The 15,291-nt window shown below is 43.0% G+C and carries 12 protein-coding genes, 2 tRNA genes and 1 rRNA gene; 8 read left to right on the forward strand and 7 right to left on the reverse strand.

Features of this window, described 5'->3' with window-relative positions:
* Positions 1-154: 154 nt before the first annotated feature.
* The 4 genes from BUC10_RS05840 to BUC10_RS05855 all read right to left on the reverse strand — a co-directional run bounded on the left by BUC10_RS05840 (position 155) and on the right by BUC10_RS05855 (position 4,426).
* A tRNA-Ala gene (locus BUC10_RS05840) sits at positions 155-228 on the reverse strand.
* Positions 229-351: 123 nt separating this feature from the next.
* Positions 352-425 (reverse strand) — tRNA-Ile (locus BUC10_RS05845).
* Between the two features lie 107 nt (positions 426-532).
* Positions 533-2,056 (reverse strand): 16S ribosomal RNA (locus tag BUC10_RS05850).
* Between the two features lie 312 nt (positions 2,057-2,368).
* Complete coding sequence (locus BUC10_RS05855) at positions 2,369-4,426, reverse strand: putative porin (protein WP_073178801.1); 2,058 nt, start codon at positions 4,424-4,426, stop codon at positions 2,369-2,371.
* Positions 4,427-4,569: 143 nt separating this feature from the next.
* On the opposite strand from BUC10_RS05855, the gene BUC10_RS05860 reads away from it, so the two are divergent.
* The 6 genes from BUC10_RS05860 (at position 4,570) to BUC10_RS05885 (ending at position 11,551) form a co-directional block, all read left to right on the forward strand.
* Complete coding sequence (locus BUC10_RS05860; RefSeq protein WP_073177229.1) at positions 4,570-5,166, forward strand: ribonuclease HII; 597 nt, start codon at positions 4,570-4,572, stop codon at positions 5,164-5,166.
* Between the two features lie 29 nt (positions 5,167-5,195).
* A complete protein-coding gene (locus tag BUC10_RS05865; protein WP_073177231.1) occupies positions 5,196-7,655 on the forward strand; it encodes a ribonuclease HII in 2,460 nt (819 codons plus the stop codon).
* 130 nt (positions 7,656-7,785) lie between these two features.
* Positions 7,786-9,117 carry an OmpA family protein gene (locus BUC10_RS05870; RefSeq protein WP_073177233.1) on the forward strand — a complete coding sequence of 444 codons (1,332 nt, stop codon included), beginning with the start codon at positions 7,786-7,788 and terminating at the stop codon, positions 9,115-9,117.
* A gap of 4 nt (positions 9,118-9,121) precedes the next feature.
* Complete coding sequence (locus BUC10_RS05875) at positions 9,122-9,826, forward strand: TapB family protein (RefSeq protein ID WP_073177235.1); 705 nt, start codon at positions 9,122-9,124, stop codon at positions 9,824-9,826.
* Positions 9,827-10,019: 193 nt separating this feature from the next.
* A complete protein-coding gene (locus BUC10_RS05880; protein WP_073177237.1) occupies positions 10,020-11,060 on the forward strand; it encodes a hypothetical protein in 1,041 nt (346 codons plus the stop codon).
* Positions 11,061-11,074: 14 nt separating this feature from the next.
* Entirely contained in the window at positions 11,075-11,551 is a 477-nt protein-coding gene (locus BUC10_RS05885; RefSeq protein ID WP_165614862.1) for a DUF11 domain-containing protein, read from the forward strand.
* 15 nt (positions 11,552-11,566) lie between these two features.
* Here BUC10_RS05885 and lipB read toward each other — a convergent pair whose 3' ends face one another.
* Together lipB and BUC10_RS05895 are read right to left on the reverse strand one after the other, a co-directional pair.
* Positions 11,567-12,283: a lipoyl(octanoyl) transferase LipB gene (gene lipB, locus BUC10_RS05890; RefSeq protein ID WP_073177241.1), complete on the reverse strand. Its 717-nt coding sequence runs from the start codon at positions 12,281-12,283 to the stop codon at positions 11,567-11,569.
* A gap of 32 nt (positions 12,284-12,315) precedes the next feature.
* Entirely contained in the window at positions 12,316-13,056 is a 741-nt protein-coding gene (locus BUC10_RS05895; protein ID WP_073177243.1) for a hypothetical protein, read from the reverse strand.
* A gap of 150 nt (positions 13,057-13,206) precedes the next feature.
* Between BUC10_RS05895 and BUC10_RS05900 the strand changes: the two genes are divergently transcribed.
* Positions 13,207-13,974: an SGNH/GDSL hydrolase family protein gene (locus BUC10_RS05900; protein ID WP_084732565.1), complete on the forward strand. Its 768-nt coding sequence runs from the start codon at positions 13,207-13,209 to the stop codon at positions 13,972-13,974.
* A gap of 11 nt (positions 13,975-13,985) precedes the next feature.
* Here BUC10_RS05900 and BUC10_RS05905 read toward each other — a convergent pair whose 3' ends face one another.
* Positions 13,986-14,141: a YqaE/Pmp3 family membrane protein gene (locus BUC10_RS05905; RefSeq protein WP_073177245.1), complete on the reverse strand. Its 156-nt coding sequence runs from the start codon at positions 14,139-14,141 to the stop codon at positions 13,986-13,988.
* Between the two features lie 94 nt (positions 14,142-14,235).
* On the opposite strand from BUC10_RS05905, the gene BUC10_RS05910 reads away from it, so the two are divergent.
* Entirely contained in the window at positions 14,236-15,285 is a 1,050-nt protein-coding gene (locus tag BUC10_RS05910) for a response regulator transcription factor (RefSeq protein ID WP_073177247.1), read from the forward strand.
* Positions 15,286-15,291 lie beyond the last annotated feature (6 nt).

Consider the following 15,291-nt stretch of genomic DNA (forward strand, 5'->3'; position numbering starts at 1 on the left):
GTAATCCTTATATATTCTATTCTACTTCGTGTTTCTTCTTTGACTTCGCAATGATGGTACAATACCATCATGCTCCGTCCCAATATGTCAATGAACTTGTGGCGGGCCGCCACTGGCAGTTACAAAAATGCCGTGGACAGCTTTTACGCCCTTGTGGAGAATACCGGAGTCGAACCGGTGACCTCCTGCGTGCAAGGCAGGCGCTCTAGCCAGCTGAGCTAATTCCCCATATACTAGTCGTTAGTACATAGTAGTTAGTAGTTAGTCCATAACTACCGCCCAACTTCCAGAATTTCCTTTCAACATTTAATGAACTTCGGCCCCCTTCGCACCAGGCTCCGGTGACCACAGTAGTCTCAGGCAGACTCGAACTGCCGACCTCTACATTATCAGTGTAGCGCTCTAACCAGCTGAGCTATGAGACTGTTTGGCCTAAAATTGCCAGTATGTTTACATATTATAAGACAGCATAAAAGAAAAACAAAGGGACCACCTGATGCCGGACCCGAATCGTCCGGTCGTCTTTCTCTAGAAAGGAGGTGTTCCAGCCGCACCTTCCGGTACGGCTACCTTGTTACGACTTAGCCCTAGTTACCGATTTTGCCCTAGGCCGCTCCTTGCGGTGACGGACTTCAGGCACTCCCGGCTTCCATGGCTTGACGGGCGGTGTGTACAAGGCCCGGGAACGTATTCACCGGATCATGGCTGATATCCGATTACTAGCGATTCCAGCTTCACGGGGTCGAGTTGCAGACCCCGATCCGAACTGTGACCGGTTTTATAGATCCGCTCCCCCTCGCGGGGTGGCTTCCCTCTGTACCGGCCATTGTAGCACGTGTGTGGCCCAGGACGTAAGGGCCGTGATGATTTGACGTCGTCCCCACCTTCCTCACGGTTTGCACCGGCAGTCCCGTTAGAGTCCCCGACTTGACTCGCTGGCAACTAACGGTAGGGGTTGCGCTCGTTATAGGACTTAACCTGACACCTCACGGCACGAGCTGACGACAACCATGCAGCACCTTGTAATGAGTCCGAAGAAAAGCCTATCTCTAAGCCTGTCCCACTACATTTAAGCCCTGGTAAGGTTCCTCGCGTATCATCGAATTAAACCACATGCTCCACCGCTTGTGCGGGCCCCCGTCAATTCCTTTGAGTTTCATTCTTGCGAACGTACTCCCCAGGTGGGATACTTATCACTTTCGCTTGGCCGCCGAGCCCGAAGGCCCGACAGCTAGTATCCATCGTTTACGGCGTGGACTACCGGGGTATCTAATCCCGTTCGCTACCCACGCTTTCGTCCATCAGCGTCAGTACGTTGTTAGTCACCTGCCTTCGCGATCGGTGTTCTATGTGATATCTATGCATTTCACCGCTACACCACATGTTCCGGCAACTCCACAACGACTCAAGACCGCCAGTATCAAAGGCAATTCTACGGTTGAGCCGCAGACTTTCACCCCTGACTTAACGGCCCGCCTACGGACCCTTTAAACCCAATGATTCCGGATAACGCTCGGACCCTCCGTATTACCGCGGCTGCTGGCACGGAGTTAGCCGGTCCTTATTCTTACGGTACCGTCAGACACCTACACGTAGGTGCGTTTCTTCCCGTATAAAAGCAGTTTACAACCCATAGGGCAGTCATCCTGCACGCGGCATGGCTGGATCAGTCTCCCGACCATTGTCCAATATTCCTCACTGCTGCCTCCCGTAGGAGTCTGGTCCGTGTCTCAGTACCAGTGTGGGGGATCCCCCTCTCAGGGCCCCTAACCATCGTTGCCTTGGTAAGCCGTTACCTTACCAACAAGCTAATGGTACGCATGGCCATCCCTGTCCGATAAATCTTTAATCCCTCCACCATGCGGTGGTGGGATACCATGGGGCATTAATCCAAATTTCTCTGGGCTATTCCCCTGACAGGGGCAGGTTCCATACGCGTTCCGCACCCGTGCGCCGGTCGTCGGCAAAGTGCAAGCACTTCCCGTTACCCCTCGACTTGCATGTGTTAGGCCTGCCGCTAGCGTTCATCCTGAGCCAGGATCAAACTCTTCATTGTAAAAAGTTAAATAAATTCAACTCCCAAACAATACAAGGTCCTTGACATCAAAATGGTTCTTTGTTATTCTCTTTTACGCTGTCTATACAATATGTCAAATGAACTTCAAAAATCCACAAGAGAAAAAAATAAGGCCCGCAGACCCTCCTAAATCCCCCAGTAAACAACCCAGCTTTATCAGCTAAGCGGGTGCAAATATAATCAGCTTATTTTTTCTCCGCAAATAGTTTTGGTCAATTTTTTTTCTAAAAAAATAATGAATCTGTAAATCATTGTTTATCAGTCTTCAATTATTTTATAGTTGTGATAATTTTAAGAAAAGAAATTCCAAACCAAACCAAATCGAATTACAAAATCCCTGTATGGGTAATTCGGTGCTGAATAATAATTGGGCTGTGATGTGAAAATTGTGTTGAAGTGTTCCGCCTTTAAATACACCCTTGTCTGCCTAATCTTAGCGTTGATGAAAAAATCCAACAGCGGATATCCGCCGAACTCTTCGTTATTCTGTATATAGAACTCCCCAAGCAGTGGATTATAGGCGTTCATATTATAAGAAGTGAAATACTTAAATGTAACCCCTGTCTGCAAAAACATGGCTTTCTTAAAAACATCTTTTGAAAAATATACTGTATTTCTAGTCAACAACTGCGGTAGATTAATCACCTGATTATCCTGAGTCACCTCTTGATACAAGACCGTATTGGCCAAAGCCCATCTCCTCCATTTGATTTCCTTAGTATATTTTACCCTCAAGTGATTGATTGTGGAGGTCTCCTGAAAAGGCCGGACAAAAGCAGTCTCTTGGGCAGCATCAATTTGTGCCTGTGTTGCTTGAGAGGCAAAATACGTATAATTGTCAATTGCACTGTACTCCGCTTCCAACAATCCAAACTTTTTCGAATCAAAACCAAAGCCAATGGTCTGGGTCTGTTGTTTCTCGAAAGTATCTGTATTCTGCCAATTGAAATTCCTATAATCACTCTGATAAAGCAGATAATTGAAATCCGGCATTCTTGAAGACACAGTGATGGTACCCGCAACTCTGTTGTTATCATTAATCTGATAATCCACCAAGGCATTGAAAGCATTCCCGGTCAAATCACCGGAAACGGTATAATTGACATCACCTTTTAACCGTAGCCTACCCAAATCCTTATAATAGGAACCTCCAACACTTATTTCCTCCCCCTCCAATTTGTTTTGAATGGTCCCACTATCCGTCCTAAGAATACTATTAAAGAAATAATTATAGTTATACAGACTTGCAGAGCCAGTAAGCTGACCCAAAATACGATTGGAAAAGGTTGCCGACACCTTATTAAATGTTGTTTTAAGTCTGGCTCGATCTTCGATAGGTGTTACAAAAGGGTCTAACCCAAAGGCATCATTTTGTGAAGACTGGGTGAAATCATAAAACCGAGTTTCATAGAAGACCTCATGACCCAAGGTCAAAGACGTAGGTAAACCTTTTGTGGAATCCTTTTTTACATTGAACAGTTTTAACTGATGATCCAAATAATATCGCTTACCGAGAATCCTATTGTTGGCATCATTATAAAGAATATCTATTCGTGAACGATCAGTAAAATCGTCTGTCTCCGTATTTTCAAACTGTCCACGATTCAAAAGCCCACCATTTTCCTCAGATTCCAGATCTTGAGCCGTTATATGCCCCCTTACATTATAGGTGTTCTTTTTATTGGCATAGGTAAAGGTGGTCTTGAAATTTCCTGATTGGGCCTGATCGAATCGATACTTTCCCAAAGATCTAAATCCCTTGTAGGCCACAGAAGCGCTAAACCGCCTAGAAAGGTTAAAAGCCAATAAAGCATCCAAGAGCTGACCTTGCTCCAAGGTAGTCTTGAACATCAGTTCCGTCATTGGCGTTGCCACATTATAGTAGTCAATGTCCTCAACCTCAAAATAGTTTGAGTGCCTGGCCTGAGCTCCTATATGTGGATAATAGGAATTACCTGAAAATGTCCTGCCCAAAACGTTATAGGGCCGTCCAATATTTTCAAAAGGCATTACCTCAAAATCGTCTTTCCTAAGGTAGTTGTATTTATACTCCTTCTGGATGGTCAAAGTAGTATCCAAAATAAGTGTATCCCGGGCATAGGTAATAATCTTGTAATCTTGAATGGACACGGAATCCATCTCCTGCTCCTCCATTATAGGCCTTACAAGCCTTGGTTTTCTTGTTTTCACTGAGTCTTTGGGAGTAACGGAGTCCAATTTCGTTTGCGGCGGAACGCTATCCCGTTCTACCAAAACGGAATCTATTTTTTTTGGAGGGGGCAGCGAATCTTGTTGTGCGTATAGGGACAAATTCAACAAAAAGAATAGGGCAAAAAATATAAATCTCATTCCTCGCAATTGGTCAGGCAAAGGTATATGTTTTGTTTCTATAAGAAATGTGAAAGTTTGTTGCCAAAAACCCAAGGGTTTTTTCTTTTCCATTTTCTTCTTAGTTTTCAGCCACCTTCAGTATATCTGTAGCCAATTTTAAAATGTTAAGGAGTCATTACAAATATGCAAATGAAGCTGGCACTGATGAAGCTGGCCGTGGATGTCTTGCTGGGCCTGTTACCGCCGGAGCGATTATCTTGCCGGAAGGTTTCCAGAATATCGTTTTAAACGATTCCAAACAACTCACAGAATCTAAGCGTGATGCACTAAGGCCATTGCTTGAGGAAGAGGCTGTTTCTTTTGCTGTGTGCCATGTTTTTGAGACTGAAATAGACAGTATAAATATTTTAAATGCCTCCATCTTGGCCATGCATAGAGCCCTTGACAATTTAAAAGAAGTTCCGAGTTACATTCTGGTTGATGGAAATAGATTTAAACCCTACCCCTCCATAGAACACCAATGTGTGATCAAGGGAGATGGAAAGTACATGAGCATCGCCGCTGCTTCTGTTTTAGCGAAAACCTACAGGGACGAATTCATGGCAAAAATTCATGATGAATTTCCAATGTACAATTGGAAAAAAAACAAGGGGTATCCCACCAAGGAACACAGGGAGGCCATAAAAAAGTATGGACTTACCAAATATCACAGAAAAAGCTTTAGGCAACTTCCGGAACAGTTTACGCTGGATATCTAAAAACCCTAAATTTGTTTGAAACTTCTAAAATGAGATTTAAGGCCTTCCTCACTTTGCTATCATTTGTCATGATATGTTGTCAACCTGAAATCAAGACATCAGATTCACTTTTGGCCCATCTGCCCCCAAATGCGCACCTTATTATTAAGGTCAATAATCTCTCTAATTTCCAAAGCGAAGTCAAAAACAGTTCTTTTTTGGAAAAAACCAACACCTTAGGGCTTCGAAAGGATTTGGAAAAAACCCTTCAAGGACTCAAAAACGTTTCAACCGATGCACCCTGTTTATTGGCATTCTATGAGGTTGGGAAAAACAATCAAGAGTTTGTTATGGTTTTGAAACGAAACAATTCCAAATTCCAAACAGACTCTCTGGAAAATCGCACGGTCGAAACGCTTTCCTATCAAAACGGTACGATTACAAAGCATACCCTAGAGAACTGTGAGGTATTTAGCACCAACACGGATGAATCTATACTTCTGAGTTCGTCGAAAATGCTTATGGAAAACACCATTCGGACAAAAAATTCCAATCCGGTGAACAAGGTGTTACAACGGCTTTATGACACTTCTTCATCCAACAAATCAGCAGCTTTTTTCTTCAATTTAGATGAACCCACCTCCCTCCTTTCAGGTCAATTGAAGGAAACCGCAAACAAACTTCCCAATTTCGCGGATTGGATTTCTGTGGACTTTTCCGCCAACTCAGACCATAGTAGTTTCAATGGGGTGGCAATAGCTTCCGATTCCACCAAGAATTTTATCAATTTGTTCCAAGGCACAATCCCCCTCGCCAATAAGGTCGCACTGTTTGCCCCTAAAAATGCAGAAGCCATTGTTTCCTTTACATTCGATGATTTTGAAGTTTTCTCTCAAAATCAGAACACCTATCTGGATCGCACCATACAGGGCGACACCTTGTTCAATACAGTGGAGGAATTGGGTCTTGTCTATCTGAAGAATGGAAAATTGGCCATACTTGGGTCGTATGGAACTGAAAGCATCTTGGAATATTTGGATAGTGAGAAATCTGGCTCCACTTCCTATCAGGGCAGTGAGATCACTACTTTGAAAAATCCTGATTTGCTAGCCAAAGGATTCAATCCACTTTTAAAAAACTTTAAATCCAATTTTTACACTATTCTAGAAAACACCTTTGTTTTTTCAGAACAGAAAGAGCCCTTGCAAACAGCAATCGCGAATTACAAAAGCCGTTCCTCTTTTTCTGAAACACCCGCATTCCAAACAGCTATGGAAGGGTTGGCCAACGAATCAAGTATCCTATTTGTTTCCACTGCCACAGGGATTGAGCGATTCTCGGAAGAAGAATTTGTGCCCTCCTTCGTCAAGGAACTTAAAAGCACCAAATTGGAAGACCATACGTTTGCCGCCCAAATGGTCGCGGACAAGGGTTTTGCACATTCCAACTTTTCCATCGCCAAAATTGGAAGAACTGCTTCATCCAATTCGGTAACCCCACTTTTCACCTTGGAGTTGGATACAGATCTTGCGATGGACCCACAATTTGCAAAGAACCATCGAACCAACAAGCAAGAAATTGTGGTTCAAGACCGGAACAACGTTCTGCACTTAATTTCCTCAAACGGAAAAGTGCTTTGGAAAAAACAATTGGAAGGTAGGATTAGAGGGCGCATTCAGCAAGTGGACATTTATAAAAACGGAAGACTGCAATTGGCCTTTTGCACCAACAACCAGTTTTTGATATTGGATAGAAACGGTGAGGAAGTAGCTCCTTTCGCTATGACTTTCGAAGGAGGCAACCTAAATCCACTGGCAGTCTTTGATTATGAAGGAAACAAGAACTATCGCTTTGTGGTGACACAAGGAGAGAAAGTATACATGTACAATGGTCAGGGTAAAATTGTAAACGGTTTTACCTACACACGAGCGCAAAGCCCAATTATTGCCGAACCAAAGCATTTTAGGGTAGCCAATAGGGATTATCTTGTGTTTCAGTTGGAAGATAATAGCTTAAAAATTTTGCATAGAGCCGGGGGCGAACGAATTAAAGTGAGCCAAAAAATAGATTTTTCTGGGAATGAGGTCTTTTTGTACAAGAATAAATTCTCCGTGACCAATAAAAAGGGTGTACTTCATCAAGTCGACACCAAAGGAAAACTCACCAGCACCAATTTTAACCTTAACAAAGACCATGGGATGTATGCAACCAGCAAGACATTGGTATTTATGGATGATAATGTCCTAAGCATCCGAGGCAAAAAGGTTGAGCTGGATCTGGGCGTATACACTCCACCCAAAATATTCTATATCTACGACAAAATCTATGTAAGCGTTACGGATATTCAAAATCAAAAAATATATCTGTTCGACAGTCAGGCCAAGTCCATCCCAAATTTTCCCATTTTCGGAAACTCCCTAATTGATTTGGTGGATATGGACAATGACAGGCATTTGGAATTGGTAGCCAAGGATCAGGAAAATTCCATTATCGTATACAAAATGAATTAATAGCCTCTTTGCTGCAGCTTATACATTTGTTTTGGCAAGTTACACATCTTACCCCCTTTTGGCAGGTTTGTTTTGTACCTTACAGTAATTCATTTTATCTTAAAGAACACACAATCAAAACACTATAACAATGAAAACCTCATCCCCTGGCAAAATCCTATTGGGTCTTGTCTTCATTCTCGGATTTAGTCTCAATGGAAACGCACAATTCTTTAAAAAACTGGCAAAAAAAGCGGAAAGAGCCGCAGAGAGGACCGTTGAGCGACGAGTAGAAACCGAAACTTCCAAAAAAACCGATCAAGCCCTTGACAGCATATTAGAGCCAGGGTCAGGTGGAAAAAGACAGTCCCCACCGTCTCCTGGTACCACAGGCGGACAAGGTGGTTCAAATGGAAATACTGGCGGAAATCCGGATACAGGATCTACAACTGATGCGGGAGGCCCTAAAACCATCCAGGTCTATAGCAAGTTTGACTTTGTCCCTGGGGATAAACAACTATTCTTTGATGACTTCAGTAACGACTTTATTGGTGATTTTCCTTCAAAATGGAATACCAACGCGGGAGGCGAGCTGGTTACTTTGGGGGATTCTTCCCAAAAATGGTTGGAACTGAAATCTGGTTTCAACATTTACTATATCCCAGATGTGCCGCAACTTCCTGAGGAATACACTATCGAATTTGATTTGGCGGCGGTTGGCTTGGACGCAAAGACTTCCTCAACGTCTAAAGTGGCCATTACCCTTAGTGATGACGATAAATTTAATCCCGGCGCCAACAACGCTTATGCCGAAATTCCATTTTGTCAATATGCAGCAATTGGAGTAACGGTTCAGAACAACATCAACGGTAGAAGGGAAATTCGTAGTACGGTTAAGGCCGATCTCAGGGACGAAGTCTTGGAAACACCACATATTTCGATAGCGGTAAACAAGCTGCGTTTTAGATTGTGGGTGAACGAGGTAAAGTATATTGATGTACCTCGATTGGTAGCTCCGGGAGCTGTCATCCATACAGTGAAATTCCTCGCCAATGGTTTTAGGGATGGTACCGAGAAAGTATTTATTAGCAATCTTAAGGTAGCAGAAGGAGGTGTTGATCTCAGAAGAAAATTAATTTCAGAGGGCAAGATTTCTACCAACGCTATCCTTTTCGATTCGGGTTCGGCCAATCTTCAGCCCCAATCCATGGGGGTCATCAGACAAATCTCCCAAGTAATGTTGCAAGAATCTTCCATAAACCTCAAAATAGTGGGCCATACCGATGCCGATGGTAGCGATGAGACCAATATGCAACTCTCCAAGGACAGGGCAGCAGCAGTAAAGAATGCCCTTGTAGGTATTTACAATATTGATGCAAGTCGTCTATCCGTTGATGGAAAGGGCGAAAGCGTTCCCGTATCCGATAACAACAGCCCAGCGGGCAAAGCCCAAAATAGACGAGTTGAATTTATAAGACAATAAAAACATGAAGCATTTATTAATGGCGGTTTTTGCTGCCGGCCTATTAGCTAATTTCTCTTCTTACGGACAGTCAAACAGCTGTAGCAAGTACTATTCCACCGTTAAGGGAGCTAAGTTCACCTATACCAATTACGATAGAAACGACAAGAAACAGGGGGCCATATCCCTTGAGGTTGTAAAAGTGGAAAACAAGGGGGATAAGACGGAAGCCAAAATGAAAATGAGGCTCTTGAACAAAAAAGGTAAGGAAACCAATAACATGGAGTACGGGTTTGTCTGCGAAGGTGACGTGGTGAAAATCGACTATAAATCCCTTATGCCCGCAGACATGATAAATCAGATGGGGGTCACCGGTGAGGTTAAGTTCTCAGGTACCGACATAGAACTTCCCAATGATTTAAAAGTTGGCCAAGAATTGGCCGATGCCCGTGTTAACATGAATATCGATATGGGTGTCACCTCTATGACCTTTAATGTGGAAACTCTGGATAGAAAAATTGAAAAGAAAGAGAAGATTACCACCAGCGCCGGTACTTTTGACTGTTTCCTATTAACCGAAAACCATGTCCTCACCATGCCTATGGGCGGAGATCAAAACTCCAAATCAGAAACATGGATCGCCGAAGGCATAGGAATGGTAAAGCAAGTGACCTATGGAAGACATGGGGATGTTGATATGACCTCGGAGCTTACGGACTACAGTCAATAGGAGATACCAGATTCTTACTTGTTCTTGTGCCTACTATCCGATGTTATACCGCAAAAGGTGGGCTTATACATATCCTTATTATGGGAAGTGCACTATGGTTTTATGGCTTAGTACGAACTAAAAGGAAAAAAGATGGGGAATATTTGGTTGACAAGGTTTGAAGCCCCACTTCTTTTCTAAAAAGAACACAGGTATGAAAAAAATTATTCTTGGCATATTGGCTTCGACTTTTAGCTTTGCCTATATGCAGTCGCAATGCTTGGCCCCACTCGATGCGGTCAGCGCTATCACAGAAAATCCAGTTGAGGAAATCAATGGTGTATTTAAGTTTGATTATAAGATAAAAGCTGATGTTAAATTCACCACTGGCGGACGAACCCAACAGGTAGAAATGGACTACTACGTAAATTCTGCGGATGGTTCCATTCTGTTCCCAAGTGGGTTTCGTGGTTTTTTCAATGTCAATTTTGGGTCCTACCAGAATAGCCATGGAAAAATTGATGGGGCCATTTGGCTTGCCAATGGGCAAATGGTGACCTATTTTTTGGACAAAAAGGATGGTGTCAAAAGAGCGGTGACCAGACAATCCCGGCAAAGTGCCGACGGTAGATTCGAAAACGACTACATGAACATGATGCGGTTTTTCAATTCCTCCTCAGAACTGGCAGAACATCCAGAACCTATGCCCGCGTATATTCAATGGCCAACGGCAACCGAAGGTTACCGAGGGGAACTTATTGAGGCAGGTACCGGTATAAAAAACACCGTTGACATTTATTTTGACACCAAGCCCACACCCATTAAAACATCAACCGTAATGGTAGGGTTTATGGTCGGGGTCATGAAGGATGCCGTTTATAAAAACTGTAACCGATTGGTCGTCTACAATAGGGTCAACATCGGAGGAGAAGATTCTGGGGATAGCATCCAAGCTGAGCTACGAATTATGATACCTTCTGGAATCACTTTCGATGCAACAGATTACAAACCCATGTTTGTTGGTGGCGATGCTGGAACGGATTACAGTGTTAAAATGAGTGGTTTTCAGAGTCGAATGTTTGACCTCATGGCTCGCGAAGAGACTATGAAAACACGAAGAAAACGTTGCCGCACCGTTGAATGCAGTAGTCGTATTACCGCGGAACTAGAACGTATTGAAAAGGAAATGGATCAACTTAACTGCGAAATTGCACAATCCATGGGGGTAGCGGACAAACTTGGAGAATGTCACTAATCAATTCCTATGGTATGAAAACTAGATTTAATCTTATACTCGCATTGCTCTCCGGAGCGTTACTGTATGCCCAAGACCTGGAACTTGATGTCTATGTATTGCCAACCTCTGTGCTCGGAGACCCAATCCTATTTAATGTTACCGTAAAAAACAAAGGGGACAAACCAGTGCCAGGAGTGGAAGTTCTTGTAACGCTAAAGTCAGGGTTAAAGTTTTCCGGTGTCAGTCCAAAAAAATCGGATTTTGATGTAAAAACAGGGATTTGGAAGTTAGGAGAAGTCGTCCCGAATAAAGCAAAAACGCTCGGGATAATTGCTAATTACGCCAAAAGGGATGACGCCATTGTTATTGCGGAAATTTCGGCAAGTGGCGCCATTGACCCTGACAGTACCCCTGGAAACGGAGTAGATACCAACGGCAACGGCATGATCATTAACGACAAAGGTGACGAAGATGACGGGGACGCCGCACAAAATGGCCCTTTTAACTAACTCTTCCTAGTAGAATTATGTCGTGGTTTTTACTCCCGTAAGCTCCGCTTCAAATAGCGTTTCAAAATGTTTTAAAAGCTTTGTCTTAACCTCTTCCACATCCACTTCTTTTCGGCCCAATTCAACGTTAAGCGAGGTCACCGCCTTGTCCTTGATCCCGCAGGGAATCATCAAATCAAAATAGCCCAAATCTGTATTGATATTAAGGGCAAAACCATGCATGGTCACCCATCTACTGGCCCGAACACCCATGGCACAGATTTTCCGGGCGAAGGGGGTGCCCACATCTAACCAAACCCCGGTCTCGCCTTCAGAACGTCCGCATTTAAGACCATATTCCGCCAGAGTAAGGATGACCATTTCCTCCAAAAGGCGAAGGTATTTATGGATATCGGTAAAAAAATTATCAAGGTCCAAAATTGGGTAACCCACTATCTGTCCTGGACCATGATAGGTAATGTCTCCCCCCCTGTTAATTTTATAAAACGTGGCCTTCTTTTCTTGGAGCTGGGCCTCATTGACCAATAAATTATTGATATCCCCGCTCTTGCCCAAGGTGTATACATGGGGATGTTCCACAAATAGAAGATGATTGGGGGTTTCCAGCTGGGCATCCTCTCTTCTATTCTTGATTTTTAGGTCTACAATTTCTTGGAACAACCGCTCTTGATAGTCCCAGGTTTCCTTGTAGTCCTTATGGCCTAAATCCTGCAGCGCAACTTTCTTGTTCATCCTGCAAAGATACGAAGACCTTAAATCGGAAGCTAGTTTTCGAGCTCTACCTCAAGATCCAAAGTGGACGGATTCTTCATCAGGTCCATAAAACCAACCTCGTAGAACAGCGTTTTCCCGTCGGCACTAAAAGTAGCGCCTTCCACGTTGGTGGATTTTACCCTTCTAGGGAAATGATATTTAAGGGTGTAGGTAGATCCAGAAAGGAACATTTCCGCACCCTGGAGGCTATCCACACTTTTTTGGAACAGTTCCTCATCCAATATCTTGGCACTACGGGAAAACTTGTTCTTGGTAAAAGCATAAGTGACTTCAGTGGTCGGGTCCTGCATGGCCATGGGACCAGATTGCGCTTGCCCGCTATTGGGGGTTAAAGCACTAGCGCCCTGAAAAGCATTAAAGGCATCATTAACCTCCTCCACCTTGGTAAACTCGCTAAAGAGATCGAATTTCATTACTTTTTCCTCTGGGTTCATGATCATGTGCATCTTAAAGGGTTCCAAACGTTTAAGTTTGGCCTGCTCTTCGGGTGATAATTGTGCAATACTGTCCTTTTTCTCCTCAAGCAAATCCTTGAAAGAAATGAGCGAGTCGACAGCCTTTTCATTGGTTTTCACCATTTCCTCACCAGCCATTTGCATTAATTCAGATCCATCAAAATTGATGGATAGTTTCCCAGAGCCATCATCATTGATAAAGATCTCTTCCGTAAAATTGCAAGAGCTGATTAAAACAGTAAAAATTAGGATAAGAAAAACGTTGGCTGTCCTCATGATGGTCAATGTTGTTAGGGTTGAATTTTTCTAACGCCTAAAATAACCATTCAAGTACAAAGACCTGCATTAAATCGTTATGATGTCATGTTTTTTTGCAGGAACAAGAAATTCAAGGTCGAAAACTATTTTTTGTAACTTTTCAAAGCCATGAAAAAGAGATTATTGCTTTTTTTAGCCTTTCCGGTTTTACTTTTTGCGATAAGTTCCTGTTCCGAAAACCAATCGGAGGAGTCGCTTCTGAACAATAGCAAGAACTCTGTCGAGTCAGATAACTCCAGTGATGAAGGTGGCGAAGGGAAAAACCGGGAAACAACAAATCTTCACTATCTGGCATTGGGCGACAGCTACACCTTGGGAACAGGTGTTTCAGAGGAAGACAGTTTTCCAAAACAACTTAATACTTCTCTGGAGGCCCAGCTGAACACCAAAATAAATTTGGAACTATTGGCAGCGAATGGCTGGCGTACAGATAATCTCCTTAACCAACTTCCGGACTTAAACCGAGAAACATACGATTTGGTAACGCTTTTGATTGGGGTGAACAATCAGTTCCAAGGTCTTGATGATTCGCAATTTACTAGTGAATTCAGTGAACTTCTGGATAATGCCATAGCACTTACCAATAACCAGTCCGAACGCGTTGTGGTGATTTCAATACCCGACTATACGTATAGTCCCTTTGGAAGAATTTATGCGTCCGAAGAAGTTTCCGCCCAGATAGACAGATGGAATGATTTTGCTGCATCCTATTCAGAGCAAACTGGGAGCCATTTCATAGATGTTACCGACATAAGCCGAAGGGGACTGGAAAATCCAGAGCTCATAGCATCGGACGCACTGCATTTGTCAGGTCTCGCCTATAGTCAACTGGTTGGAAGAATTCTGCCAGTGGCCTATGCCGAACTGTCAAATTAAAGCGGTTACCATTAGTTGGTGTTGTTCAAAATGACCAGTGCTCCGATCACTCCAGGCACCCATCCACAAAACGTTAGCAGCAAAACGATAAAAAATGAACCACAACCTTTTCCGATAACTGATAAGGGTGGGAAAAGAATAGCCAATAAAACACGCCAAAAACTCATGTATTCAATTTTGATTGATGATACTTATAGGTATGCTATTTTAGCTTTTTGTTACACAAAACCCCTAAATTTAAGGGTACTATTTTGACCTTTTATGCGCAGTTTGCTTTTAGTTATTGTACTGTTCAACAGTTGCACAGTATTCGGACAATACCATTTTTCCGGAGAGGTGTCCAGGAATCATGTTGGCAAATCGGTTTATCTTTCCTTGGTCGAGGACTATAGGAAATCAACCCGCGTCTATTTGGACCAAATTATACGCAAAGCCAAGGTGGATTCTCTGGGCCATTTTCAAATTGGGGGAGATAACCTTCTGGAAGAAAACCGTATCTATCGCATCCACTTGGATGGTTGCTCCGAGGACTCGGAAGCAAAGCACTTCTTGGGGCAGTGCAACAGTAGCAGCAATGTACTTTTTATCGCCAACAACAAGGATACCATAAGTTTCCCTACTTCATTTGAAGACCAGGCCTTGTGCACTATAAATGCCACTAACCCCAAAGCTTCCCTCATCCTAGAAATTGGAACACTTAAGGAAGAAATGGTATTCGATTTTACGGAATTTAGAAGTAAGGCAAGTCAAAAATTGAATTCCAAAAAATGGTTTGGCAGGTTACAATCTTTCGGATCAGAACTTCGGGAACCACTGGCTGAACTAATAATTTACGATTTTCTATCCGACAAAAGAAATGAGACCTACTCCTATTATTTGGAAGATCTAACTTCCAATTCGTATTACACTGAGCTATTGGAACGACTCCAAATCGCCTATCCCAACTCCAATTTTACCAGACAGTATGAAGCTGAAATTGCTACCGATAAACAAATGGCTTCTTTTCAAAGTACTTCGTCAGTGGATAGGAACTGGTTCCTGATAACCCTTCTGTGCCTTTCCCTTGTTCTCAATACCTATTTGATTTACCAGTATATTTCCAAAAAGAAAAACGGAAAAAGTCGATTACTGGATAAGTTAACCCCCCAAGAGCAGAAAATCGTTGACCAAATCCTTCGGGAAAAAAGCAACAAAGAGATTGCTGCAGAATTATTTGTAAGCCATAGTACGGTGAAGACACACATTAATAACCTCTACAAAAAATTAGAGGTTTCCACGCGCCGGGAGATAGTGGCACTTTTCAAAAAATAAAATCCA

It is taken from the genome of Flagellimonas flava, assembly GCF_900129665.1.
Classification (GTDB): Bacteria; Bacteroidota; Bacteroidia; order Flavobacteriales; family Flavobacteriaceae; genus Flagellimonas; species Flagellimonas flava.